Origin of the sequence: Billgrantia aerodenitrificans, from assembly GCF_021404405.1 — a bacterium.
GTDB classification, from domain to species: Bacteria; Pseudomonadota; Gammaproteobacteria; order Pseudomonadales; family Halomonadaceae; genus Halomonas; species Halomonas aerodenitrificans.
On record NZ_JABFTV010000001.1, the window covers coordinates 541,292 to 564,916 of the forward strand.

Annotated in this window: 18 protein-coding genes; 6 read left to right on the top strand and 12 right to left on the bottom strand. The window is 63.5% G+C overall.

Going from position 1 to position 23,625, the window contains the following annotated elements; genetic code table 11:
- Positions 1-201 precede the first annotated feature (201 nt).
- Both HOP59_RS02595 and HOP59_RS02600 read left to right on the top strand, forming a co-directional pair.
- Positions 202-1,491, top strand: coding sequence for an ATP-grasp domain-containing protein (locus HOP59_RS02595; RefSeq protein ID WP_010629699.1), 1,290 nt, complete (start codon positions 202-204; stop codon positions 1,489-1,491).
- Between the two features lie 17 nt (positions 1,492-1,508).
- Positions 1,509-3,551, top strand: a complete 2,043-nt coding sequence (locus tag HOP59_RS02600) for a CocE/NonD family hydrolase (RefSeq protein WP_234252716.1) — start codon at positions 1,509-1,511, stop codon at positions 3,549-3,551.
- A gap of 237 nt (positions 3,552-3,788) precedes the next feature.
- On the opposite strand, the gene HOP59_RS02605 is transcribed toward HOP59_RS02600, so the two are convergent.
- From HOP59_RS02605 to HOP59_RS23645, 3 genes are all read right to left on the bottom strand, one after another.
- Positions 3,789-4,307 (bottom strand): ferritin-like domain-containing protein, encoded by a 519-nt coding sequence (locus HOP59_RS02605; protein WP_010629697.1) that lies wholly within the window; start codon positions 4,305-4,307, stop codon positions 3,789-3,791.
- A 42-nt stretch (positions 4,308-4,349) separates the two neighbouring features.
- Positions 4,350-5,186, bottom strand: a complete 837-nt coding sequence (locus tag HOP59_RS02610) for a manganese catalase family protein (RefSeq protein ID WP_234252717.1) — start codon at positions 5,184-5,186, stop codon at positions 4,350-4,352.
- A gap of 153 nt (positions 5,187-5,339) precedes the next feature.
- Positions 5,340-5,633, bottom strand: coding sequence for a con-10 family general stress protein (locus HOP59_RS23645; RefSeq protein ID WP_010629695.1), 294 nt, complete (start codon positions 5,631-5,633; stop codon positions 5,340-5,342).
- Between the two features lie 334 nt (positions 5,634-5,967).
- On the opposite strand from HOP59_RS23645, the gene HOP59_RS02625 reads away from it, so the two are divergent.
- The gene (locus HOP59_RS02625; RefSeq protein ID WP_010629694.1) at positions 5,968-6,630 is read left to right on the top strand and encodes a response regulator; all 663 of its coding nucleotides are present in this window, start codon (positions 5,968-5,970) and stop codon (positions 6,628-6,630) included.
- Positions 6,631-6,734: 104 nt separating this feature from the next.
- On the opposite strand, the gene HOP59_RS02630 is transcribed toward HOP59_RS02625, so the two are convergent.
- From HOP59_RS02630 to HOP59_RS02645, 4 genes are all read right to left on the bottom strand, one after another.
- Positions 6,735-10,688, bottom strand: a complete 3,954-nt coding sequence (locus HOP59_RS02630; protein ID WP_234252718.1) for a hybrid sensor histidine kinase/response regulator — start codon at positions 10,686-10,688, stop codon at positions 6,735-6,737.
- A gap of 101 nt (positions 10,689-10,789) precedes the next feature.
- Positions 10,790-11,305 (bottom strand): hypothetical protein, encoded by a 516-nt coding sequence (locus HOP59_RS02635; protein ID WP_234252719.1) that lies wholly within the window; start codon positions 11,303-11,305, stop codon positions 10,790-10,792.
- Positions 11,306-11,400: 95 nt separating this feature from the next.
- On the bottom strand, positions 11,401-13,197 hold the full coding sequence (locus tag HOP59_RS02640; protein ID WP_010629691.1) for a sodium:solute symporter family protein: 1,797 nt from the start codon (positions 13,195-13,197) through the stop codon (positions 11,401-11,403).
- A gap of 6 nt (positions 13,198-13,203) precedes the next feature.
- Complete coding sequence (locus tag HOP59_RS02645) at positions 13,204-13,464, bottom strand: DUF4212 domain-containing protein (RefSeq protein ID WP_010629690.1); 261 nt, start codon at positions 13,462-13,464, stop codon at positions 13,204-13,206.
- A 745-nt stretch (positions 13,465-14,209) separates the two neighbouring features.
- Between HOP59_RS02645 and HOP59_RS02650 the strand changes: the two genes are divergently transcribed.
- The 3 genes from HOP59_RS02650 to ttcA all read left to right on the top strand — a co-directional run bounded on the left by HOP59_RS02650 (position 14,210) and on the right by ttcA (position 17,725).
- A complete protein-coding gene (locus HOP59_RS02650; RefSeq protein WP_234252720.1) occupies positions 14,210-16,030 on the top strand; it encodes a putative nucleotidyltransferase substrate binding domain-containing protein in 1,821 nt (606 codons plus the stop codon).
- A gap of 35 nt (positions 16,031-16,065) precedes the next feature.
- A complete protein-coding gene (locus HOP59_RS02655) occupies positions 16,066-16,695 on the top strand; it encodes a 3'-5' exonuclease (protein WP_234252721.1) in 630 nt (209 codons plus the stop codon).
- Between the two features lie 91 nt (positions 16,696-16,786).
- Positions 16,787-17,725 carry a tRNA 2-thiocytidine(32) synthetase TtcA gene (ttcA, locus tag HOP59_RS02660; protein ID WP_234252722.1) on the top strand — a complete coding sequence of 313 codons (939 nt, stop codon included), beginning with the start codon at positions 16,787-16,789 and terminating at the stop codon, positions 17,723-17,725.
- Between the two features lie 87 nt (positions 17,726-17,812).
- Here the strand turns inward: ttcA and fnr are convergent, their stop codons facing one another.
- From fnr to HOP59_RS02685, 5 genes are all read right to left on the bottom strand, one after another.
- Positions 17,813-18,559 (bottom strand): fumarate/nitrate reduction transcriptional regulator Fnr, encoded by a 747-nt coding sequence (gene fnr / locus HOP59_RS02665; RefSeq protein ID WP_234252723.1) that lies wholly within the window; start codon positions 18,557-18,559, stop codon positions 17,813-17,815.
- 119 nt (positions 18,560-18,678) lie between these two features.
- A complete protein-coding gene (gene hemN, locus HOP59_RS02670) occupies positions 18,679-20,061 on the bottom strand; it encodes an oxygen-independent coproporphyrinogen III oxidase (protein WP_234252724.1) in 1,383 nt (460 codons plus the stop codon).
- A gap of 140 nt (positions 20,062-20,201) precedes the next feature.
- Positions 20,202-20,903: a sulfite exporter TauE/SafE family protein gene (locus HOP59_RS02675; protein WP_010629684.1), complete on the bottom strand. Its 702-nt coding sequence runs from the start codon at positions 20,901-20,903 to the stop codon at positions 20,202-20,204.
- Entirely contained in the window at positions 20,903-21,136 is a 234-nt protein-coding gene (ccoS, locus tag HOP59_RS02680; RefSeq protein WP_234252725.1) for a cbb3-type cytochrome oxidase assembly protein CcoS, read from the bottom strand. Before ccoS ends, HOP59_RS02675 begins: the two co-directional genes overlap by 1 nt.
- Positions 21,133-23,610, bottom strand: a complete 2,478-nt coding sequence (locus HOP59_RS02685; protein WP_234252726.1) for a heavy metal translocating P-type ATPase — start codon at positions 23,608-23,610, stop codon at positions 21,133-21,135. The genes ccoS and HOP59_RS02685 overlap by 4 nt, the downstream gene beginning before the upstream one ends.
- Between the last annotated feature and the right edge of the window lie 15 nt (positions 23,611-23,625).

Here is a 23,625-nt window from a genome sequence, read left to right on the forward strand (position 1 = left end):
CCTAGCTGCGCTTGTTCCTGGCGCAAATACCAACGCTATCCGTCATCTTGGGTTCCGTTGTGTTTCCTCAGAGTGCCCATGGGTAAAGAATCGTCTTGGCCGTGGAACCTTTGGCGCCGGCTCCTTATCTTGTGAAGGGTAAGGAAGCAGGAAGTCCCGGGATTGGGGTTTCCAAAAAAGTACCGTCATGGAGACAGATGGATGAAGCGGAACATTTTCGTCGTGGCGCTGGAGGAAATTCAGCGCGAGGAGCTGGAAACCTTGCGCCACTCCGACCAGTTCGAAGTGCACAGCTTGCTGTCGGTCAAGACAGCCGTCGAGTCACCCCAATTTTCCTTTGACGAACTGTTGGACCAGGCGCGCCAGAAGCTCGCAGCGTTCGACGGTTCCGTCGATGCCATCGTGGCCCAATGGGATTTTCCCACCAGCGTGATGGTCCCCATTCTGTGCCGGGAGTACGACATACCCTCGCCTTCGGTGGAAAGCGTACTCAAGTGCGAGCACAAATACTGGAGCAGGCTCGAGCAGCAGAAGGTCATTCCCGAAGTCGTACCGGAATTCTGCGCCGTCGACCCCTTCGTCGAGAATCCGCTTTCCCAGGTAACACTCGACTATCCCTTCTGGATCAAGCCGGTCAAGGCGTTCTCCTCGCACCTGGGCTTTAGGATCGAGAACGACGAGCAGTTTCATGCTGCCATCGAGGAGATTCGCCAGGGTATCCGTCAGCTCGGCGACCCGTTCAACGAGGCGCTGCGCCATGCCGAACTGCCATCGCACATACAGGAAATGGACGGCAATTCCTGCATTGCCGAGCAGATCGTTTCCGGGGTGCAAGGCGCACCTGAAGGCACGGTATATCGCGGTGAGTTCAACGTCCACGGCATCATTGCCCAGCCCAACTCGGTCAACAAGGAGATCCCCTACGACCGGCTGGAGTACCCGAGCAATCTGCCCGAGCGCATCCATCGTGAAATGATCGATGTCTCGCGTCGCTTCCTCGAGCACATCGGCTACGACAACGGCTGCTTCAACGCCGAGTTCATGTGGGACGAGGCTCAGGACAAGCTGTGGCTGATCGAGGTGAATACCCGAATCTCACAGTCTCATAGCGAGATATTCATCATGGTCGACGGCATGTCCAACCATGAGGTGGCGGTCGACATCGCTTTCGGCGAGCGTCCTTCGCTGGCCAATCGGCAGGGCGTGGCAGCGGTGGCTGCCAAGTGCTACATCCCCTACGAACATCGCGATGGCATCGTCAAGCGGGTGCCGAGCGAAGCGCAGATCGAGGCGCTCACCCAGCGCTTTCCGGGCACCAAGGTGAGGATCGACGTGGAGCCCGGCACTCGCCTGGGCGAACTGATGCATCAGGACAATTTCTGCTATCGCCTGGGCACTCTTTACGTGGCAGGCGAGGATCATGATCAGATCGAGGAGCGCTACAGAGCCTGTCTGGAGGCCCTCGAGTTCGAGATCGAACCCATCGAATGAACCCGCAAGGAGGAACCATGAGCATCATGGATTCGTTTCCCTACCAGGTTCGCGAGATAGAGAACGTCTTCATACCGATGCGCGACGGGGCTCAGCTGGCAGCCAGGATCTGGCTGCCGGAGGGAGCCGAGGGAACGCCCATGCCGGCGATACTGGAGTATATCCCTTACCGCAAGCGTGACATCACCCGCGCGCGCGACAACGCCAACCACGCCTACATGGCCGGGCATGGCTATGTCTGCGTGCGGGTGGACATGCGTGGCAGCGGCGACTCCGACGGCGTGGTCACGGATGAGTACACCCAGCAGGAGCAGGAGGATGCCGTCGATGCCATCGCCTGGCTCGCCGAGCAGTCCTGGTGCGATGGCAACGTCGGCATGATGGGTATCTCCTGGGGTGGCTTCAACAGCCTGCAGGTAGCCGCCCGGCGGCCACCCGAGCTGAAGGCGATCATCAGCATCTGCTCGAGCGACGATCTCTACGCCGACAACATGCACTACATGGGCGGCTGCCTGCTCGGCGACAACCTCTCCGAAGCCACGGTCATGTTCGCCTTCAACAGCCTGCCGCCGGATCCGCAGATCGTCGGCAACCGCTGGCGCGACATGTGGTTCGACCGCATGGAGAACAGCGGCCTGTGGCTCGAGCCCTGGCTCGAGCATCAGCGCCGCAGTGCCTACTGGACGACCAGTTCGGTGAACGAGCACTATGCGGCGATCCAGTGCCCGGTATATGCCATCGGCGGCTGGGCGGATGGCTTCACCAACACCGTGCTGCGCCTGATGCAACACCTCGAGGTGCCGCGTAAGGGGTTGATCGGACCCTGGGGCCACAAGTATCCGCACCAGGGGCTGCCGGGGCCGGCCATCGGCTTTCTGCAGGAGGCGCTGCGCTGGTGGGATCATTGGCTGAAGGGCCGGGACACGGGCATCATGGACGAACCCATGCTGCGTGCCTGGCAGCAGGACAGCGTGCCGCCCGATACCTCCTATGAAGAGCGGCCCGGGCGCTGGATCGGTGAGTCTGCCTGGCCTTCGGCCAACATCAGCGAGCGGCGCTATGAGCTTGGCCCTTATACCATCCACATGGGTGAAGGCCACGGCGGGCCTCACCAGCGCAACGCTCAGGAGAGCGCCCTGGCATTGCAATCGCCGCTGAGTGTGGGTCTGGCGGCGGGCAAGTGGTGCTCTTATGCCGCAACGCCGGACCTGCCCGGCGACCAGCGCGAAGAGGATGGCGGCTCGCTGATCTTCAGCAGCCGAGAGCTGGCCGAGCCTGTGGATATCTTCGGCATGCCTGAGATCGAACTCGAGATCTCCAGTCACAAGCCCCAGGCGATGCTCGCCGTGCGTCTCTCGGACGTGGCGCCCGACGGCAAGGCGACCCGAGTCACCTATGGCTTGCTCAACCTTTCTCATCGTGACAGCGACGCCGACCCCGAGCCGCTGGTACCGCATCGCCGCTATCGGGTGCGTATCCCGATGAACGGTATCGCTCAGCGCTTTCCGGCAGGACATCAGCTGCGCCTGTCGGTCTCGACCTCCTATTGGCCCCTGGCCTGGCTGCCGCCGGAGCCGGCTCAGGTCGACATCTACCCTGAAGGCAGCGCGCTGATACTGCCCGAGCGAACCCCGGGGGAAGAGGATCGGCGCCTGCCGGAGTTCAACGAGCCCGAAGAAGCGCCCCCGCTCAACGTGCACACCTATGCGGCCAGCGAGCACAACTGGCTGCTGCATCGCGACTTGGCGACCAAGGAGTCCACCCTCGAAGTGATCAACGATCAGGGTCATTTCCGTATCGAGGACATCGGTACCGAGGTGAGGCGCAGCACCCGCGAGTGGTATAGCACCTTCAACGACGATTTCACCTCGGCGCGCGGTGAGACCTATACCGAGCGTGCGTTCAAGCGCGACGACTGGAACGTCGAGGTTTACACGCGCACGGTGCTGAGCTGTGACGAGAGCAACTTCTACATCCACGCCCAGCTCGATGGCTATGAGGACGAGTACCGCGTCTTCTCCAAGAACTGGGAGAAGGTGATACCGCGCGACCATATGTGATCGATCCACCTCGCTCGGATGCAATAGCGCCGTGCCTCTGGGCACGGCGCTATTGTCTTCATATGGCTCACGTCTGGGCATGGCGCGTGAGAGTCGGACGGGTGAGAGGTGGGGCCGTGAGGCTACGCTGCAAGACAGTGCACGACGGAAAAAACCCCGGCGGGGAGCCGGGGAGGCGGGGGCCTACGGAAATGCACTGGGTCTATCAAGAAACGGCGCTCTTGGGAAACGGTGCGCTCAGGTCTTGGCGCGCAGGTCGCTATCCTCAGAACGCTCCAGGAACTGCTGCGTGATCTCGTCGAGGTGATTACCGAGCCACTCTGCCATGGCCTCCTCCTCCTTGAGAATCTCTTCGCAGATCCGGGCGATCTCGGGCTTGCCCACCTTGTTGGCCGCCTGGATCAGAACCTTGTAGCTGGAGATCTCGAAGTGCTCGAAGGCGTAGCTGGCCATGGCGCCCTTGACCACTTCGTCGCCTGCCATCATGCCGCTCATGCCCTGCCCGAAAGCGGCAAGCTTGCCGCCCAGGTCCTTGACGGCCGATAGGTCGGTGCCGAGCAGCGCGATACACTGCTCGATTTTCTCCGTCTGACCGCGCGTCTCGGTCAGGTGCTGCTCGATGCGCGACTTGAGCTGCGGATAATGCTCCAGGCGGCTGGCCTGGGCTTCGAGCATCTTTTCCGCCTGCTTCTCCATGGCATGCGCATCGCGCAGCCAATCTTCCAGATGTTTGGGGCTTTGCGGTTCGGTACCCATTGGTTCTCTCCTTAGGTGTCGTCCATGATGATTCCACCGGATTCACTGCGGCGGGTTGATCTGCTCTTCCTGAGCGCCGGAGTGGGGCTTGGCCGGGCCCAGCTTGGGCTCCTGGCCCTCCGGTGCCGGCTGGTTCCGCACCGAGAATTCGCCGCGACCGTCGAACGACGGGCCTTCGCTCCAGCGACCCTTGGGCGCTTCCTTGTCCAGCAGAGTGTTGAGGTAGTAGTAAGAGTGCTCCGTCGCCTCGTGTGCCTCGGGCGTGGCGTTGGGAATCGGCAGTTGGGCCTCAAGGCCGCCCATCTCCTCTATCACGGCCAGCCACTGCTGCTGATGGGCCGTATCGCGGGCGATCAGGAAGGCGAGGAAATCCTTCATGCCATGATCGTCGGTCCAGTTGTAGAGACGCGATGCCAGCACGCGACCGCCTGCCTCGGCGGTGACGTTGGCCAGCATGTCCGCACCGACGTTACCGGTGGCGTAAATGTGGCTCATGTCGAACGGCACGCCATTGGCATTTTCCGGCAGTGCGGCAAGGCCGGAGGAGAGTAGATGGCGTGGGTTGGTGCCACCCAGAATGGCGCGTACCACCGGGTCCTTGGCCGAGGCTTCCTGATAGGAGACCGGAGCACCCTCCAGGTTGAGGGCGACGGCATGGCCGAGCATCTCGATATGCGAGAGCTCCTCGGTGGCCGTCGAGATCAACATGTCGCGAATGCGGTCGTCGCCGCGAGCCCCCATGGCCTGGAAGAAGTACTGCATGGCAACCCGGATCTCGCCCTCGACGCCGCCGATCGCCTGTTGCAGCAGCATGGCGAATTCAGGGTTCGGCTTGTCGACCTTGACCGGGTATTGCAACTTCGACGAGTGATGAAACATGGTGCCTCCTGCTGCTCGACACTATGACCACCTCCAGCACGGCAGTCCCTGCCCAGACAAAGCCGGGTACGGCTTGCCTGTGAGCTGAAGGAGATGGCCGAGAGGCACAGCCTGTCGGAGCGGAACTCCGACAGGCTGTGCTCGACAAGGCGCTCAGTGGCCTTGGCTCTTGCCGCCTTTGCGGCCGGCTTCGGAGGCTTTCTGACGGTCGTTGGCAAAATTGCCCCCGCTGTTCTGACCGCCCTTCTGGCCGGCCTGAGACGCTTTCTGCGGATCGTTGGCGAAGTTACCGCCACTGCGCTGGCCGCCTTTCTGGCCCGCTGCAGAGGCCTTCTGCGGGTCGTTGGCGAAGTTGCCGCTGCTGCGCTGGCCGCCCTTCTGGCCGGCTGCGGAGGCCTTCTTCGGGTCATTGGCAAAATTGCCGGGGTTCTGGTTACGCTGTGCCATGGTCTACTCCTTGAGGTTCCGTTCGTACACGTAGTCGTGTACTGAGTACTTCCATTTACCGGGGATCCGGCACTGCTGGCGTCTGCCATCGTCTTTGAAGATAGGAGCCGGGTTTCTCCGCTATCAAGGACGTTGCTGTATCCATGTGAAACGGATGTTGTCCCATTCACGCAGCGTTGTATTGGCATGGAAGGGCGCAAGACGAATGAATGGTCGACAGCGGCTTCCATGCGCTTGGGAAGCGCCCAAGCATGGGGTAACATGCGGTGAACAATCGAATTGCCCCATGTGTGGCGGCCGTAGGCCCCGTGCTCGAGGAACCGGAGGAGAATCCATGGCCTTTGCCCAGAAATTCATCGTTGCCGATGACCATCCGCTGTTCCGCGCAGCGCTGACTCAAGCGTTGCGCCAACTGGCACCCCAGGCCGAGATCGTTGAAGCCGATACCATGGAGGCGACCAGCGAGGTGGTGACGCGTCATCCCGATGCCGATCTGATCCTGCTCGACCTGCACATGCCGGGGGCTCACGGTTTTTCCGGCCTGATTCAACTGCGCGGTCAGACACCCGACATTCCGGTGGCGGTGGTCTCCGGCAGCGACGAGCCGCACGTGGTGCGACGCGCCATCGATTATGGCGCCTCCGGCTTCATCCCCAAGTCCTCATCCCTGCAGCTGATCGCCGAGGCGGTCGGCGAAATCCTCGACGGCGAGGTGTGGCTGCCCAAGGAGCTGGCCGACAGCCTGGGCGATGCCAACGAGGAGGAGACCCGCTTCGCCGAGGCCATCGCATCGCTGACCCCGCAGCAGTTCCGCGTGCTCAACATGCTCACCGAAGGGCTGCTCAACAAGCAGATCGCCTACGAGCTGAACGTCTCCGAGGCCACCATCAAGGCCCACGTGACCGCCATCCTGCGCAAGTTGGGGGTGCACTCCCGCACCCAGGCTGTGATTGCAGCCCAGAAACTCGAGGTCGAGCCGCCCAAGGTCGAGTCCTGACCGACCAGCGACAGGCAGCCCCAAGCGCAACGACCGCCGGATGACAGCATCCGGCGGTCGTTGCGTTTGGGGCGTTGCGTTTTGAGCATTACGGTTGGGTAGGATCAACCTTCCTGTCGGGCTGCCCGGCTGGCCTGCAGCGTGCGGGTCAGCAGGGCGCGCAGAGCGGCGGGGCGCACCGGCTTCTGCAGCAAGTGGTAGCCGCTGCGGCGAATCACCTCGGCTACCTCTTCCGTGCGGTCGGCGGTGATCACGATGCCCGGCACGGCGCTCTCCAGTCTCTCGCTCAATGCCTCGAGCGCCATCAGGCCGGTCACTTCGTTGTCGAGGTGGTAGTCGGCCAGGATGGCGTCCGGCTCGCCGTCGAGGTTGCGCAGCACCGACTTGGCGCCGCCGATTGTGGTAGCGGTATAGACCTCGCAGCCCCAGCCGGAGAGCATCGCCTTCATGCCTTCGAGAATCAGCGTCTCGTTGTCGATGCACAGCACCCGGGTGCCAACCAGCTTGTTGCCCACACGGCGCGACGAGGCGGCCTCCTCTGCGCGCTCGGTATCGCTGCGTGGCGCCACCACCGGCACGCTGACGGAGAACATGGTGCCGATGCCTTCGCGGGAGAAGACCCTGATCGGATGGTCGAGTACCCGGCTCATGCGGTCGGCGATGGAGAGGCCCAGCCCCAACCCCTTTTCGCTCTCCTTGTGCCGCGATGCCTGATCCAGGCGGCGGAACTCCTGGAAGATCTCCGCCTGCTTGGATTCGGGAATGCCCGGGCCGGAGTCCCACACCTCGATGGTCAGGCGTGATCCACGGCGCCGGCAGCCCAGCAGCACGCGACCCTCCTGGGTATAGCGCAGCGCGTTCGAGAGGAAGTTCTGAACGATTCGGCGCAGCATCTGCGGGTCGCTGTCGACCCAGATTCGCGTCGGCACCACCACCAGGTCGAGGCCGCGCTCTTCGGCCATCACCTCGAACTCGGCGCGCAGCGGCCGGAAGATGTCCGCCAGGGCAAAGTGGCTGCGCCGCGGCGTCAGAGCGCCGGCATCGAGCTTGGAGATGTCGAGCAGGGTGCCGAGCAGCTCCTCGGCGGCCTGCAGCGAGTTGTCGATATGGCCGATGGTACGCTTCATGTCCACCGCGTCCATCTCGTTGGAGAGGGCCGAGGTGAACAGGCGCGCGGCGTTAAGTGGCTGCAGCAGGTCGTGGCTGGCAGCGGCCAGGAAACGGGTCTTGGAAGCGTTGGCATCCTCGGCCACCTGCTTGGCCTGACGCAGCGCCTGCTCGGCCTCGGCCCGCACCCGGTTCTCCTGGCGCAGCGCTGTGTTGGCTTCCGACAGCGCCTGAGTACGCTCGCGTACCCGCTCCTCCAGGGTCTCGTTGGTCTCCTTGAGCGCGATCTCGGCCAGGCGCCGCTCGGTGATGTCCTGGTAGAGCGAGAAGAAGCCGAGGATGGCGCCGCTGTCGCCGAAGTGCGGGGTATAGGTCACCAGCATGTAGCGCAGGTCGTCGCCGAGGTGCATCGACACTTCGAAGCTGACCCGCTCGCCGGCCAGGGCCCGGTGTATCCAGGGCTCGCGCTCCTGCGCCATCTCGTCGCTGATGACGGCGTTGACGTGCTTGCCGATGACCTCGTTGCGGTCGATGCCGAAGGCCTGCTCGTAGGCACGGTTGGTAAAGAGGTAGCGGCACTCCTTGTCGAAGTAGGCGATCAGCGCCGGCACGTTGTCGGTGTAGATACGGATGTTGTTCTCGGAGCGAATCAGCGCTTCCTCGATGCGCTTCTGCTGGGTGATGTCCTGATAGGTATAGACGAAGCCGCCGCCCGGCATGGGGTTGCCCTGCACCTCGAGGACACTGCCGTCCTGGCGGTAGCGCACGTAGCGATGGGGCTGGCCGTCGCGGATATTGTCGATCAGCAACTGCACGTGCTCTTCCGGATCGCCGGGGCCGTATTCGCCGTTGTGGGCGTTGTAACGGAAGATCTTGTCGATCGGCGCACCCACGCGGATCAGATGGTCGGGGAAACGGAACAGCTCCAGATAGCGCTGGTTCCACACCACCAGGCGCATGTTCTGATCGACCACGCTGATACCCTGGTTGATGTTCTCGATGGTGGCCTGCAGCAGGGCCCGGTTGAACTCCAGCACCTGCGAGGCTTCGTCGACGATGGAGATCACGTCGGAGATGCCGATGCCGCGGCCCTGCAGCGCCGAGTTGACCACGATGCGCGCCGAGGAGGCGCCAAGTACCGAAGCCAGGAAGCGCTCGGTGAACTGGATCACGTCGATGGAGGCACGGTTGCCGTCTTCCAGCGGCTTGCCGGTGCGCCGGGCGTAGTCGTCGAAAGCACGGGCCACCTGACCGGCACCAAGGAAGCGCTCGCACAGCACCTTGAGATCGCCCACCGTAGTGGCGCCGGTCCAGGGGCGGTTGACCGAGGTCTGGCGGGTCTCGACGCTGTCGACGAACAGCGAGGCCTGAATACGCTCGACCACCCGCTGCGAGGTGATCTGGGAGACGAAGATGTAGCAGAACAGGTTGATGCCGAGCGAGAGCATCACGCCGTGAGTGAAGGCGTCGCCGAAATTGAGCCCGAACAGCGCGGTGGGTGTCAGCCAGGGGTGGCCGAAGGGGCCGCCACTCAGCCACTGGGCAGGCAGCACGCCGCCCTGGATCATCGCCGGCATCAGGAGGCTGTAGGCCCAGATGGCAAAGCCGGCGTTCATGCCCACGATCACGCCCAGACGGTTGCCGCGCTTCCAGTAGAGCCCGCCGATCAGGGCCGGGGCGAATTGGGCCGCGGCGGCGAAGGAGAGCATGCCGATCGACGCCAGCGAGGTGAATTCGCCGATCAGCTGATAGAAGCCATAGGCCAGGGCCAGAATGACGCAGATAGTGATGCGGCGGGCCTTGAGTACCAACCGACCGTAGTCGCGCGGTCTGGCATCGAGCCAGCGCATACGGAACAGCAGCGGTATCACGATCTCGTTGGAGATCATGATCGACACCGCCACCGTGGCCACGATCACCATGCCGGTGGCTGCCGAGAAACCGCCGATGTAGGTGAGCAGGGTCAGCCACTGCTGCTCGGCGGCCATGGGCAGCGCCAGCACGAAGGTATCGGGTTCCACCGAGCCGTCGGGGAACAGGGCCAGGCCGGCGGCGGCGATGGGCAAAATGAAGAAGGCAAACGCCACCAGATAGAGCGGAAACAGCCAGCGCGCCTTGGCGGCATCGCTGGGGTGCGTGTTCTCCACCACGGCGACGTGGAACTGGCGCGGCAAACAGAAGATCGCCAGCATGGCCAACAGCGTCTGGGCCCAGAAGCCGCGGCCGAAGTTCTGGTCGGCCAATTGGCGCTGCAGTTCCAACTGGGTATCGGCCAGCGCCATCAGCTCGCCGAGCCCGCCGAACATGCCCCAGGTGACGTAGGCGCCCAGGATCAGGAAGGCCAGCAGCTTGACCATCGACTCGAAGGCGACGGCGTGGATCAGGCCCTCATGGTGCTCGGTAGCGTCGGTGTGGCGGGTACCGAACAGAATGGCGAAAGCGGCCATGACCAGGGCGACGAAGAACGCCGTATCGGCGAAAACCGGCGTATGGGTGATGTCGGCCGCATCCGTCAGTACGGCGAAGGAGGTCGCCACGGCTTTCAGCTGCAAGGCGATGTAGGGCAGCGTGCCGATCAGTGCCACCAGACTGGCGAAGGCGGCCAGCGACTGCGTCTTGCCGTAACGCGAGGCGATGAAGTCGGCGATCGAGGTGATGTTCTGGCGCTTGGCCACGCGAATCATCTTGGCCAGGATCGGCCAGAACAGCAGGAAGGTGAGGATCGGACCCACGTAGATGCTGGCGAACGACCAGCCGGCGGTGGCTGCCTGGCCCACCGCGCCGTAGAAGCTCCAGGAGGTGCAGTAGATGGCCAGCGCCAGTATGTAGATAGCCGGACGTTTGCGGCTCGAGCCGCGCTGGCGTGCGTTACGGTCGCCCAGCCAGGCGATGCCGAACAGAACGGCGATATAGAGCAGCGAAACGGCGATCAGCAGCCAGCCGGCAAACATTCTATCTCCCCCCGGTAACTGCTCACCATTCTAAAGCGATATCGACCCGAGAACACTCGGGCCGACAGGACAGCGCAAGACGCCCTGCCGACGGTTCGACGCTACCAGGGGGAGCAGACTGCCTCGAGCAGGCGTGAACCCTCGTTGAGCCGGCGCATGTCCTCGGTGCGGGGCTGGCGGCTCTCTTCGCTCAGCGGCACCATTTCGGCCGTGGTGCAGTTCATCAGATAGGGCTGATGAGTCAGGCGGTCGACGTACTCCTTCTCGAAGCGATAGAGGATGAATTCGACCAACTGCTGGTCGTTCGCCTCGCGCGGCACCATGCTGCTCTGGTCGACCACACTGAAGGCCACCGTGAGCGGATACAGGTAGGTCCAGGGACGCCACGGCATGCTGTCCTGCTCGGTGTGGACCACCCGGGCCGTGGGTGGCAGCTGCTCCAGCTTGTGGTCGAGCCAGGAGTATTCGTAGTGGATCTGGTAGCCCAGCATGCCCAGCCCGGCAAACACTGGGATGATCCACTTTGGCAGCCGTTTGCCGCTGGCCACGCGCAGTATCAGGCCAATTCCCGCCGCCCCCAAGGCGGCGAAGATCGCCGCGATCAAGTGCCATATCATGACGCCACCTTTATCAATGCAATCGGGCTTCCCGGTGGGAAGCCCGATCTGGTTCGGTTCCCGGCCCTGGGGCAGGGCCGGGGGGTGATTATGGCTTAGTGGCCGGTGGCTGCGCCAGCGCCTTTCGGATAGCGCACGCTTTCGACCAGTTCCTGGATCTCCTGCGGCGGCTCCTCGGTGGCGCTGGATACCGCGTAGGCCACGGCGAAGTTGATCATCGCACCCACTGCACCGAAGGAGAGCGGTGAGATGCCGAACAGCCAGTTGGATTCGACGTTCGCCAGCATGTTGGTGCCGGGAATGAAGAACCAGCCCAGGTAGGTGAAGATGTACAGCAGGGTGGAAAGCAGGCCGGCCAGCATGCCGCAGATGGCGCCCTTGCTGTTCATCCGGGTGGAGAAGATACCCATCATCAGCACCGGGAACAGCGAGGCGGCGGCGATGCCGAAGGCGAGTGCTACCACCTGGGCCGCGAATCCTGGCGGATTGAGGCCGAGGTAGGTCGCCAGCAGGATGGCGCCGGCCATGGAGATCCGTGCCGCCAGCATTTCGCCTTTCTCGGAGATGCTCGGGTTGATGGTGTTCTTGATCAGGTCATGACTGATGGCGGAAGAGATCGCCAGCAGCAGGCCTGCCGCGGTGGAGAGTGCCGCCGCGATACCGCCCGCTGCGATCAGGCCGATGACCCAGCCCGGCAGGTTGGCGATTTCCGGGTTGGCCAGTACCAGGATGTCGTTGTTCACCGTCAGTTCGTTGCCTTCCCAGCCAAGCTCGCTGGCGATGGGCTGGAAGCCCGGGTTGGCATCGTTGTACATCTGGATGCGGCCGTCGTTGTTGTGATCGGTGAAGGTGATCAGGCCGGTGTCTTCCCAGGTGCGGATCCAGTCAGGACGCTCCTCGTAGAGGATCGGGTTGGCCAGCGCCTCCTGGTAGTCTTCCACCTGTCCGGCCATTTCCGGGAAGATGGTGGTGGCCAGGTTGAGGCGCGCCATGGAGCCCACGGCCGGTGCGGTCAGGTAGAGCAGGGCGATGAACACCAGTGCCCAACCGGCGGACCAGCGTGCATCGGCCACCTTCGGTACGGTGAAGAAGCGGATGATGACGTGGGGCAGACCGGCGGTACCGATCATCAGCGACAGGGTGAACAGCACCATGTTGAGCTTGTTGTCGACGTCGGCAGTGTAGTCGCGGAAGCCCAGCGCCGTTACCACCTCGTCGAGCTTGGCCAGCAGCGGCACGCCGGATTCGGTGTGGGTGCTGAACATGCCGAACATCGGGATGGGGTTGCCGGTCAGCTGCATGGCGATGAACACGGCAGGGATGGTATAGGCGATGATCAGTACGATGTACTGGGCCACCTGAGTGTAGGTGATACCCTTCATGCCGCCGAATACCGCATACAGGAAGACGATGCCTGCCGCGATCCAGATACCGGTGCTGCTGGGTACTTCGAGGAAGCGCGAGAAGGCCACGCCGGCGCCGGTCATCTGACCGATAACGTAGGTCACCGAGGCCACGATCAAGCAGATTACCGCGACCACGCGAGCAGTCTTGCTGTAGAAGCGGTCGCCGATGAAGTCGGGCACGGTGAACTTGCCGAACTTACGCAGGTAAGGGGCAAGCAGCATGGCCAGGATGACGTAGCCGCCGGTCCAGCCCATGAGGAAGGTAGAGTTGGCGTAGCCGCCGGAAGCCAGCAGACCGGCCATGGAGATGAAGGAAGCCGCTGACATCCAGTCGGCCGCCGTGGCCATGCCGTTGGTGACCGGATGGACGCCGCCGCCGGCGACGTAGAAGTCCTTGGTGGAGCCGGCTCGTGCCCAGATGGCGATGCCGATATAGAGAGCGAACGAGCCGCCCACGAAGAGCAGGTTGATGGCAAACTGACTCATGCTGGTTTACTCCCCCAGGCCGAACTTCTGGTCGAGCTTGTTCATCTTCCAGGCATAGAAGAAGATCAGGCCGATAAAGGTGAGAATGGATCCCTGCTGAGCGAACCAGAACCCGAGGTCGGTGCCGCCGATCGGTATCCCCGAGAGCAGGGGCCGAAACAGCATGGCGCAGCCGTAGGAAACGAACGCCCAGACGATCATGCATCCGGTTATGAGGCGTACGTTTGCCTTCCAGTATTCAGCAGCATTGATCTTGTCATCTGCCATAGTGATGCTCTCCACTTGTTGTTAAAGGTTGGGGAAGTCGCACAGAGAGATGCCATATTTCATCAGGGGGTTGCACTGAGCGAGTCGAATCGGGTGCATGAACGAAGACCTGTCGGCGCCCGAGGATCCCTTGCTCCCTGCGTACATCCGCGCTTCCCGCTACGACCGGTTATCCATTAGTCGAGTCGCGTTATCCAGGTGCGATCACCCTGTATGACTCATGAGCAATACTGGTCAATAAACTCAAAAAATAAAATCCCAGACTTTGGTATCATGAGTAAATTGTAATAGAAGGGTGCTTGTGATTTTTCTTTTTTTTCAGTGCTTTGTGTTTGTCTGTTGTCATGTTTTCAGGTGGCTGAGGAGTCAGTGATAGGACGATTGTCTAGCATTGGACTTTTGTCTATTAGCTGTTTGGTTTAGAGCATGTCTTCCTCTTCAAGTGGTGCAGACGTTCTGGAAAAGAGTTCTTTGGACGTTGGTCTAGGTTATCTCCTAAATCTTGGGGCTGTTATCCTGCCTCGAGGATGCAAACAGTGCTTCTGCCAAGGCTTCGAAGGAAAGCAGCGCTGCTATTGTTGTTGGAAGCGACAGGGACGTGTAGGAAAAAGTCCGGGAGTATCTCGTAAAACGACCGGGCTGACAGATTTCCCTGCGGGCTCGCTCGGCTGCCGGTGTCGCTGCCCGGCGCTCCCGGTATTCGCGATGAACCGAGGCATGGTGGCCGCACCACGGGGGTAACGAGATGGTCGATGTCGATCTTTCCCAACCACCTTTCTCCTTTCTTGATGAGGAGGGGCGGGAGCGCATCCGTCATGGCATCGACCTGGCCTATTTCGACCGCGACGAGATCATTCTCGAGACCGGCCAGCCGGGAGAGTACGTCTTCCTCATTCACAAGGGGGAAGTGGCGGAGCTGGATACCACCCAGCCCGGCGCGCGTGAGCGCATCGGCCACTACACGGCGGGCGATCTTTTCGGTGCCATCAGCATTCTCAACGGCAAGAGCCGCTATCGTTTTCGCGCCGAGCAGGAGAGTCTCTGCTATCTGCTGCCCAAGGCGCTGTTCCTGCAGCTGTGCGACGACTGCCCGGCCTTTGCCGAATTCTTCCGCCAGACCCTGGCACACAAGGCCCGGCTGCTGACCGAGCAGCGCGCCGAAGGCGGTGTGACCATGGCCGGCTTCATGCTGGCCCGAGTCAGCGAGTGCATGCGCCCGCCGCTGTGCATGTCTGCCGAGACCACCATCGCCGAGGCGGTGTCGAGACTGCATGAGAGCCATGCCGACAGCCTGTTGGTGGAAGGCCCCGGCGGTGCCGGCATGGTGACCAAGACCGATCTGCTCAATGCGCTCGTCTTGAAGGGCCTGGAGAAGGAGAGCCCGCTGCAGGCCATTGCCAACTTCGAGCTGGTGACGGTGAACCCCGGCCAGTACCTGTTCGAGGTGCTGGTCATGATGACCCGCTTCAAGGTGGAGCGGGTCGTGGTCATGGAGCAGGCAAATCCCATCGGCGTGGTCGAGCTCACCGACGTGCTCAGCTATTTCTCCAGCCGCAGCTACGTGGTGAGCCTGCAGGTGGAACAGGCGGACAGTCTCGATGCCCTGTATCGTGCCAGCCGGCGTACTCCCGAGCTGGTCAAGGCGCTGATGGCCCAGGGCGTCAAGCTGCGCTTTGCCATGGGACTGCTGGCGGCGCTCAATGGGCGCATCATGTCCAAGGCGTGGGGCTTTCTCATCGACGAGCGCTATCACCGTGACAGCTGCCTGATGGTGATGGGCAGCGAGGGTCGCGGTGAGCAGATCCTCAAGACCGATCAGGACAACGGCCTGATTCTCGCCGACGGGCTCGAGTGGCCGGATGTTGGTGATCAGATGCAGCGTCTCACCGAGACCTTGATCGAGCTCGGCTACCCGCCTTGCCCCGGCAACATCATGGTCAACAATCCGGAGTGGGTGGGTAGCGTCTCACAGTGGCGCGAACGCATCGCGCGCTGGGCCGAGAAGCGCGATGGCGACAGCTTGATGAAGCTGGCCATCATGCTCGACTCCCACTCGGTGGCCGGCAACCCGGCGCTGCTCGACCGCGTGCGCCAGTCGCTGTTCGAGCAGTGTTCTCGCGATGAGCTGCTGCTCTCCTACTTTGCGCGTACGGCGCTGCGTTTCTCCACCCCGTTGACCCTGTTCGGCTCGCTGAAGAAGCCGCAGCACGGGATCGACATCAAGAAGGGCGGCATCTTTCCTATCGTTCACGGCGTACGCACCATGGCGCTGGAGCGACGCATCCAGCCGACCTCGACGCTCGAGCGGCTCGAGGCCCTGGCCGCGGACGGACGGCTGGAGGCGCGGGTCGCCGAGGATCTCGCCGAGGCGCTGTCGCTGTTCACCGAGCTGCGCCTGAAGCAGCAGCTCGAGCGCCTCGATGGCGAACCCAATGGCAAGAGCCCCGACCGCGTGGTGGTCCAGCAGCTGTCGTCGCTGGAGCGTGACCTGCTGCGTGAGGCATTACATATCGTCAAGGACTTCAAACAGAGCCTGTCGCAACGCTATCACCTCGAATACACCTGAGGACGTTGCACAGCGAGGACAACAGGAGGTTTGCCATGTTTCGCGCCCTGCGCCGTGCCAACGACCGCCGCCGTCATGCCGACGGCGAGTACGGCTGGCTCTTCCACCCCTACACCGGGGACGAACTGGTGGCCATCGACTGCGAAACCACCGGCGTCGATACGCGTACCTCCGAGCCTGTCTCCATCGGGGCGGTCAAGGTACGCGGTGACAGAGTGCTCACCAGCGAGTCCCTCGACCTGCGCCTGAAACGCCCGGCCACGCTGACCGGCGACTCCATTCGCGTGCATGGCCTGCGCGGAGTCGATCTCGACGATGGCGAGAGCCTCGATGAGGCCCTGGTGAAATTGCTCGACTTCATCGGCAACCGGCCGCTGTTGGGGTGGCGGCTCGACTTCGACCTGGCTATCCTCAACCGTCAGATTCGCCCCCGCTTCGGCTTCGACCTGCCCAATACCTGTATCGACGTGGCGCAGCTGTATCATCGCCAACTGCGTCGCAGTGTCATGGAGCCCGAGCCTCGCGCCCAGCGTTTCGAGACGGTGGCAGCAGCGCTGGACGTGCCGGTGATGGGGCGCAATACCGCACTCGGCGATGCCGTGACCACGGCGCTGATGTACCTACGCCTGGAGCGGACCGGAATGCCCGAACGACAAGAGGCATGAGCCGCTGAATCGCTGCTGCGGCGTCGCCTTCGGACGGTGTCGATGGTAGGATTGCCACCCATCCTTCACCATGCCCTGGCAGCCCGTGACCATGCAAGACGCCGTGACTTTCGATCCCACCACCGTCGATGACGACACCCGTCAACAGCGCGACGAGGTGAGCGAGGCGAGTTCGCCGCTGGCTGCACTCGACGCCAAGCAGCGCCGCGAGTTCAACAAGCTGCAGAAGCGTCTGCGGCGTCAGGTGGGCAACGCGATCATCGATTACGGCATGATCCACGAAGGCGACCGGGTCATGGTCTGCCTGTCGGGGGGCAAGGACAGCTATACGCTGCTCGAGATTCTGCGCAACCTGCAGCGCAATGCGCCGGTGAACTTCTCGCTGGTGGCGGTGAATCTCGACCAGAAGCAGCCCGGCTTTCCCGAGCACGTGTTGCCCGAGTATCTTGAGGGCACCGGCGTCGAGTACTACATCCTCGAGCGAGATACCTATTCGGTGGTCAAGGAGAAGACGCCGGAGGGCAAGACCACCTGTGCGCTCTGTTCGCGCCTGCGGCGTGGCTCGCTGTATGGCTTCGCCGAGGAAATCGGCGCGACCAAGGTGGCGCTTGGCCATCATCGCGAGGACATCCTCGAGACGTTGTTCCTCAACATGTTCTATGGCGGCAGCCTCAAGGCCATGCCGCCCAAGCTGCTCTCCGACGATGGCAAGAACATCGTCATCCGCCCGCTGGCCTACTGCCGTGAGGCGGACATCGCCGAGTTCGCAAGGCTGATGGAGTTCCCCATCATCCCCTGCAACCTGTGCGGCTCCCAGCCCAACCTGCAACGCCAGGTGGTCAAGGAGATGCTGGCCGAGTGGGAGCGCAAGAACCCCGGGCGCCTCGAGACCATGTTCAAGGCGGTGACCAACGTGGCGCCGTCGCAGCTGGCCGACCGTGAGCTGTTCGACTTCGAAGGGCTCGAGGCCAAGCAGGCCAGGATGCAGGAGCGGCGCATCGATGCTCTGAACGTGTCGAACGACAGCTGATCTCCGCGCCGCCCGAATCGAAGAGGCCCGCCTGGCTGAGCCAGGCGGGCCTCTTGTTTGCTAGTTGCAGACATGTATTGGCAAAGCCTAGTGGTCGTCCTGGGCCTGGGCCACCAAGGCCTCGAGATTGAGAATGTTCACTTCGCGCCCCGACACCTCGACCAGCCCCTGCTGCTGGAAGCGGCCGAGAATGCGGCTCACGGTTTCCACGGCCAGCCCCAGGTAGTTGCCGATATCGGCCCGTGACATGGAGAGGCGGAAGCTGTAGGGCGAGTAGCCGCGGCGACGGAAGCGGTCCGACAGGCTGGTGAAGAAGCTGGCCAGACGCTGGTCGGCGGTCTTGCGCGACAGCAGGCGCATCATCTTGCGGTCGTCGCGCAGCTCCTTGCTCATGCTGCGATAGAGCTGGCCACGCAGCTCCGGCAGCTGTTCGGAGAGATGGTCGAGCCGGTCGAAGGGAATCTCGCATACCGTGGTGGTCTCGAGCGCGATCACGCTGCCGGGATAGGTCTGTTCGTCGATGCCGTCGAGACCGACCAGCTCGCTGGGCAGATAGAAGTTGGTGACCTGATCCTCACCGGAGCCCTCGGTGGTGATCTGCTTGAGACTGCCGGAGCGAACGGCGAAGACGCTGCTGAAGGCGCTGCCCTGACGGAACAGGGATTCCCCCTTCTTCAGTGGAGAGCGACGCCGAATGATGGCATCGAACTGCTCCATGTCCTCGAGTTCCAGAGCGAGAGGCAGGCACAGTGAACTCAGGCTGCAGTTCTGGCAGCGAGTTTCATGCAGCAGTGAACGCCGCTTGCCGAGCGCATTGGCCGCGTTTACCGGCATGCTCCACCTCCTTGATCATTGTCATTAAGGCATTATGGAACATTATTGGTGCAGGTAAAATGCCCCTTGCGACCTTTGGCCGCAACACCTTGCGGAACCTTTAGAAATGATCTTCTGACTTAAACGATTCGGGAGTGCTGAGAGTCGGGCTGCCGTGGCAGCCTGGCATCGAAGGCCATGGCAAGGTGCCGAATCAGCAAGCGGCCCAAGGGGGTGGCAATCAGGCGAGGCCCATCCCAGACGACCAGTCCGTCACGCTGGGGCATCTCGAGGCGAGCCAGAGCGTCCGTCAGATAGCGCGGCGCGTCGATGCCGAAGGTCTCGCTCAGCTCGTCGAAGTCGAGTTCCATGTCGCACATCAGTCGTTCGATGGCGTGCCGCCTGACCCGATCGTCGAAGGAGAGACGAATGCCACGCGCCGTGGGCAGATGACTGGCGTCCAGCGCTTGCTCGTAGGCAGCGAGAGTGACGTGATTCTGCGAATAGACGTCGTCGATGCAGGAGATCGCCGACACGCCAAGCCCGATCAGGTCACACTGCGCATGGCTGGAGTAGCCCTGGAAGTTGCGCTGCAGGGTGCCTTCACGCTGCGCAATGGCAAGACTGTCGCTGGCTCTGGCGAAGTGGTCCATGCCGATGTGCACATAGCCTGCTTCGGTCAGCATGGCGATGGTGATGCGCAGCATGGCCAGTTTTTCCTCGGGCGCGGGCAGGTCCCCTGCGTTGATGTGACGCTGGGCCGCGAAGCGCTCCGGCATGTGGGCATAGTTGAAGATCGATAGCCGTGCCGGGGCCATGGCGATCACCTGCTCCAGCGTGGCGGCAAAGCTGTCGCGGGTCTGCAAGGGCAGGCCGTAGATGAGATCCAGATTGAGCGAACGAAAACCGAGGCGGTCGGCTTCATCGATCAACGCCTCGGTCAGGATGCGTGGCTGGACCCGATTGATGGCCCGTTGCACCCGGGGATCGAGATCCTGCACGCCGAGACTTAGGCGGTTGAAGCCCAGGGCCTGTAGATGGCGCAGGGTGAAGACGTCGGCCTCGCGAGGGTCGATCTCGATGGCATAGTCGCGGTCGCGGGCGTTGGAAAGGCCGAAGCGGGCGTCGAGGCGGTCGATAAGATCGCTCATCTGATCGAGGCTCAGGAAGGTTGGCGTCCCGCCGCCCCAGTGCAGCTGAGCCACTTCCCTCCGCGTATCCACATGCGGCTTGATCAGCACCATCTCGCGGTCCAGGCGAGAGATGTAGGGCTCCGCCACCTTGGTGGTCTTGGTCGCGACCTTGTGACAGCCGCAGTAGTGGCAGGCCTTGCGACAGAACGGGATATGCACGTAGATCGACAGCGGCCTGCCGTCGGCGTTGCTGCGCGCCAGCGCTGCCTGATAGTCCGGCTCGGTGAAGTCCGAGCCGAACGACAGGGCGGTGGGATACGAGGTATAGCGAGGCCCGTGGGTGTCGTAGCGCCGCAGCAGGGCCGCGTCCCAGATGAAGGGATCGGCCATCGTTCGAGTCATGGATGGCGCGGGGACGGACATGAAGGCACTCCCAAGACGAACTGTAGGGACAATGCTAGCCGTACCCTCTCACTGCCGGGTTGAGCTGCGTCAAAATGGCGTGAGAATGGCGTGTCGGAGGAGCTGCTTCAGTGGCCTGGCGCACCCAGCGGCAGCAGCATGGTGAGCTGCCACACGGCAAAGCCGATGATGGTCAGCGCGGCCAGGGCGCGGGTTGCCGGGTGCCGGATCAGGGCGCCCAACTGACGCGCGGCGAAGCCGGTCACCAGCAGCGAGGGCAGGGTGCCGAGACCGAAGGCCGCCATCAGCGAGGCGCCGAACAGCGGATCGGCCGTGGCCAGACTCCAGGCGAGCATGGAATAGACCAGCCCGCACGGCAGCCAGCCCCAGACGGCACCGAGCGCGATGGCCTGTGGTACCTTCACTACGGGCATCAGGCGCTTGCCGAAGGGCTCCAGGTAGCGCCAGAGATGGCGGCCGAGCGCCTCCACCCTGAGCAGACCCTTCCACCAGTTGGCGATGTAGAGCGCCATCAGAATCAGCATGATGGCGGCGAATGCCTGCAGGCCCGCGCGGGCTGCCGGCGTCAGCGCCACCAGGGTGCCGAGCGAGGCGACCAGGGCACCGGCGACCATGTAGCTCAGGATGCGGCCCAGGTTGTAGCCGAGCAGCAACCCCGAGAGCCGGGCGGGGCTGCGCATGCTGGGAGGCACGGCGAAGGTCAGCGCGCTCATGATGCCGCCGCACATGCCGATGCAGTGCGCGCCACCGAGCAGGCCGAAGACGAAGGCCGCCAGCAGTGGCGGCAGTCCGAGTCCCGTCGGGTCCATCAGCGTTTCGCTGGTCCGTTGTCATCCTTTTCGGATGGCTTGCGACGCGCGGCCTGGCGGCGCTTCTCGCGCTCCTCCGCGGTCAGGTCGTTCTCGTCCTCGTCGAAGAGGATGCGGTGGGCGGGGCCTTCCAGGTCCTCGAACTGATCGTTCTTCACCGCCCAGAAGAAGGCCCACACGGCCAGGCCGAGCAGAACCAGCGAGAGTGGAATGAGCAGGTACAGAATGGTCATGCGTTCACCAGTCGTGCTTCGGAAGCCGGCAACGGAGCAGGGCGCAGCCGGAAGCGGTTGAGCCGCAGCGCATTGCCCACCACCACCAGCGAGCTGCCCGACATGCCCAGCGCCGCGACCCAGGGCGGCACGATACCGATGGCGGCCAGCGGCAGCGCCGAGAAGTTGTAGCACACCGACCAGATCATGTTTTGGCGCATGATGCGCCGGGTGGCGCGGGCGATCTCGATGGCTTCGACGATACGCAACAGACGCGGGCTCAGCAACACGGCGTCGGCGCTGGTGCGGGCCAGATCGGTAGCGCCGTTCATGGCGATCGACACGTCGGCGCCGGCCAGCACCGGGACGTCGTTGATACCGTCGCCGATCATGGCGACCTTCTCGCCGGCCGCCTGGCACTCGCGAATGCGCGCCAGCTTGCCCTCCGGACTGGCGCCGGCCTGCCAGGTCTCGATGCCCAGCTGCTCGGCCATGCCGCGCACGGCCTCAGTGGTATCGCCGGAGAGCAGCTCGACCTGGATGCCGCGGGATTTCAGCTCGGCGACGGTTTCCGCCGCGTCTTCACGCAGCCTGTCGCGTAGGGCGAACCAGACGCGGGGCTCGCCCTCTTCGCCGAGCAGCAGCCACTGGCCTTCCCCCGGTGGCGTCAGGGCACGGTCCGGCGCAACGAAGTCGGCGCGTCCCAGGCGCCAACGCTTGCCGTCTATCACGCCCTCGACCCCCTGACCGGTGCGGCTGGCTCTGTCGCTGGCATCCACCGTGGCCTGGCGCCAGGGACGGAAAGCGCGGGCGATGGGGTGCTCCGAATGGGCTTCCAGGGCGGCGGCGACGGTACGTGCCCGCTCGGCTGTGATGCCGTCGAGGGGGCGGGTGTCGATGAGCTGCATTTCGCCGCAGGTGAGGGTGCCGGTCTTGTCGAAGATCACCCGGTCGACCTGGGACAGCGACTCGATGGCGTCGGCACGGGTGATCAGTATGCCTCGACGGCGCAGCTGACCGTGCCCCGCGGTGAGTGCGGTGGGCGTGGCCAGCGCCAGAGCGCAGGGGCAGGTCACCACCAGTACCGAGAGCATCACCCACAGCATGCGGCTGGGGTCGATGAACCACCAAGCGGTGGTCACGCAGACGGTCACCACCAGCAGACGCAGCACGAACAGGTGCGACATGCGGGCGGCGAGCTGGGCCAGGCGCGGGCGGCTGGCGAAAGCGCGGTCGGTTAGGTCGACGATGCTGGCCACCCGCGCGTCCTTGCCGGCGTGGGTCACGCGAATCACCAGCGGGCTCTCGATGTTCTGACTGCCGCCGGTGACGCTGTCGCCGACGCGCCGGACCACTGGCAGGTACTCACCGGTGAGCATCGACTCATCGAGGCTCGACTCGCCCTCTTCGATGAGGCCGTCGGCGGGGACCCCGTGGCCGGGCTTGACGATCACCCGGTCGCCGGCGACGAGCTCGCTGGCCGGCAGGATACGCTCCTCGCCGTTGGCCTCCAGACGCACCGCCGAGAGCGGCAGGGCACCGGCCATGACGTTGCCCGTATGGCCGCTGCGGCGCCGCGCGCGGGCTTCCACATAGCGTCCGAACAGCAGGAAGAAAGTGAACATCGCCACCGAGTCGAAGTACACCTCGCCGGTGTCGGCGATCACCGCATAGCCGCTGGCCAGGTAGGCTCCACCGATGGCGATGGAAACGGGGACGTCCATGCCCAGCACGCGGGTGCGCAGATCGCGCACGGCGTTGCGGAAGAAGGGCATGGCCGAGAAGAACACCACCGGTGTGGCCAGGGCGAACGACAGCCAGTGGAAGAGAGCGTAGAAGTCTGCGCTGATCTCGCCAGGCGCGGCCATGTAGATGGGGATGGAGAACATCATCACCTGGGCCATGCCCACCGCCGCCACGATCAGCCGGCGGATGTTCATGCGCTCCTCGAACTGCAGCCGCTGCTGAGCGGCATCCGGCTCGTAGGGTTGGGCGCTGTAGCCGATGGCGGCCATTTCGGCGAGGATGCGCGAGAGCTTGAGGCGTGCCGGGTCCCAGGCCACGCGGACGCGATGGTGGCTCAGATTGACGGCGCTGGAGGTGACACCCTCCAGATCGTTGAGGCGGTGCTCGATCAGCCAGGCGCAGGCGGCACAGGTAATGCCATCCACCGCCAGGGTGGCATACACGCGTTCGCCGTCGTCCTCGGCGTGGACGAACTGGCGCTGCAGGCCCGGGTCGTCGAATACCGCCCAGGTCTCGGCCTTGACCGCCTGGCGCTCGTCGGGACGCTCGGGCAGCTCGGTGCGAAAGCGGTAGTAGCTGCCAAGCCCGCCGTCGACGATGGCGTGGGCCACCGCCTCGCAGCCGGGGCAGCACAGCGGGTGTTCACGTTCATCGAGCACGATCGACCAGGGCGCCCCGGCGGGCACCAGGCTGCCGCAGTGGTAGCAGTTGTCGACGGCGGCTTCGGCCGTGCTGGCTGGGTGGCTCATATCGGCTCTTGGCAA

Coding starts and splice junctions, on each gene's coding strand:
- HOP59_RS02630 (WP_234252718.1), bottom strand. CDS start 10,688: ATGTTTGCCGGCTGGCTGCTGATCGCCGTTTCGCTGCTCTATATCGCC.
- HOP59_RS02610 (WP_234252717.1), bottom strand. CDS start 5,186: ATGTTTCATCACTCGTCGAAGTTGCAATACCCGGTCAAGGTCGACAAG.
- HOP59_RS02600 (WP_234252716.1), top strand. CDS start 1,509: ATGAGCATCATGGATTCGTTTCCCTACCAGGTTCGCGAGATAGAGAAC.
- HOP59_RS02605 (WP_010629697.1), bottom strand. CDS start 4,307: ATGGGTACCGAACCGCAAAGCCCCAAACATCTGGAAGATTGGCTGCGC.
- HOP59_RS02650 (WP_234252720.1), top strand. CDS start 14,210: ATGGTCGATGTCGATCTTTCCCAACCACCTTTCTCCTTTCTTGATGAG.
- HOP59_RS02640 (WP_010629691.1), bottom strand. CDS start 13,197: ATGAGTCAGTTTGCCATCAACCTGCTCTTCGTGGGCGGCTCGTTCGCT.
- ccoS (WP_234252725.1), bottom strand. CDS start 21,136: ATGACCATTCTGTACCTGCTCATTCCACTCTCGCTGGTTCTGCTCGGC.
- HOP59_RS02685 (WP_234252726.1), bottom strand. CDS start 23,610: ATGAGCCACCCAGCCAGCACGGCCGAAGCCGCCGTCGACAACTGCTAC.
- hemN (WP_234252724.1), bottom strand. CDS start 20,061: ATGGCCGATCCCTTCATCTGGGACGCGGCCCTGCTGCGGCGCTACGAC.
- HOP59_RS02595 (WP_010629699.1), top strand. CDS start 202: ATGAAGCGGAACATTTTCGTCGTGGCGCTGGAGGAAATTCAGCGCGAG.
- HOP59_RS02645 (WP_010629690.1), bottom strand. CDS start 13,464: ATGGCAGATGACAAGATCAATGCTGCTGAATACTGGAAGGCAAACGTA.
- HOP59_RS02655 (WP_234252721.1), top strand. CDS start 16,066: ATGTTTCGCGCCCTGCGCCGTGCCAACGACCGCCGCCGTCATGCCGAC.
- fnr (WP_234252723.1), bottom strand. CDS start 18,559: ATGCCGGTAAACGCGGCCAATGCGCTCGGCAAGCGGCGTTCACTGCTG.
- HOP59_RS23645 (WP_010629695.1), bottom strand. CDS start 5,633: ATGGCACAGCGTAACCAGAACCCCGGCAATTTTGCCAATGACCCGAAG.
- HOP59_RS02625 (WP_010629694.1), top strand. CDS start 5,968: ATGGCCTTTGCCCAGAAATTCATCGTTGCCGATGACCATCCGCTGTTC.
- HOP59_RS02675 (WP_010629684.1), bottom strand. CDS start 20,903: ATGGACCCGACGGGACTCGGACTGCCGCCACTGCTGGCGGCCTTCGTC.
- ttcA (WP_234252722.1), top strand. CDS start 16,787: ATGCAAGACGCCGTGACTTTCGATCCCACCACCGTCGATGACGACACC.
- HOP59_RS02635 (WP_234252719.1), bottom strand. CDS start 11,305: ATGATATGGCACTTGATCGCGGCGATCTTCGCCGCCTTGGGGGCGGCG.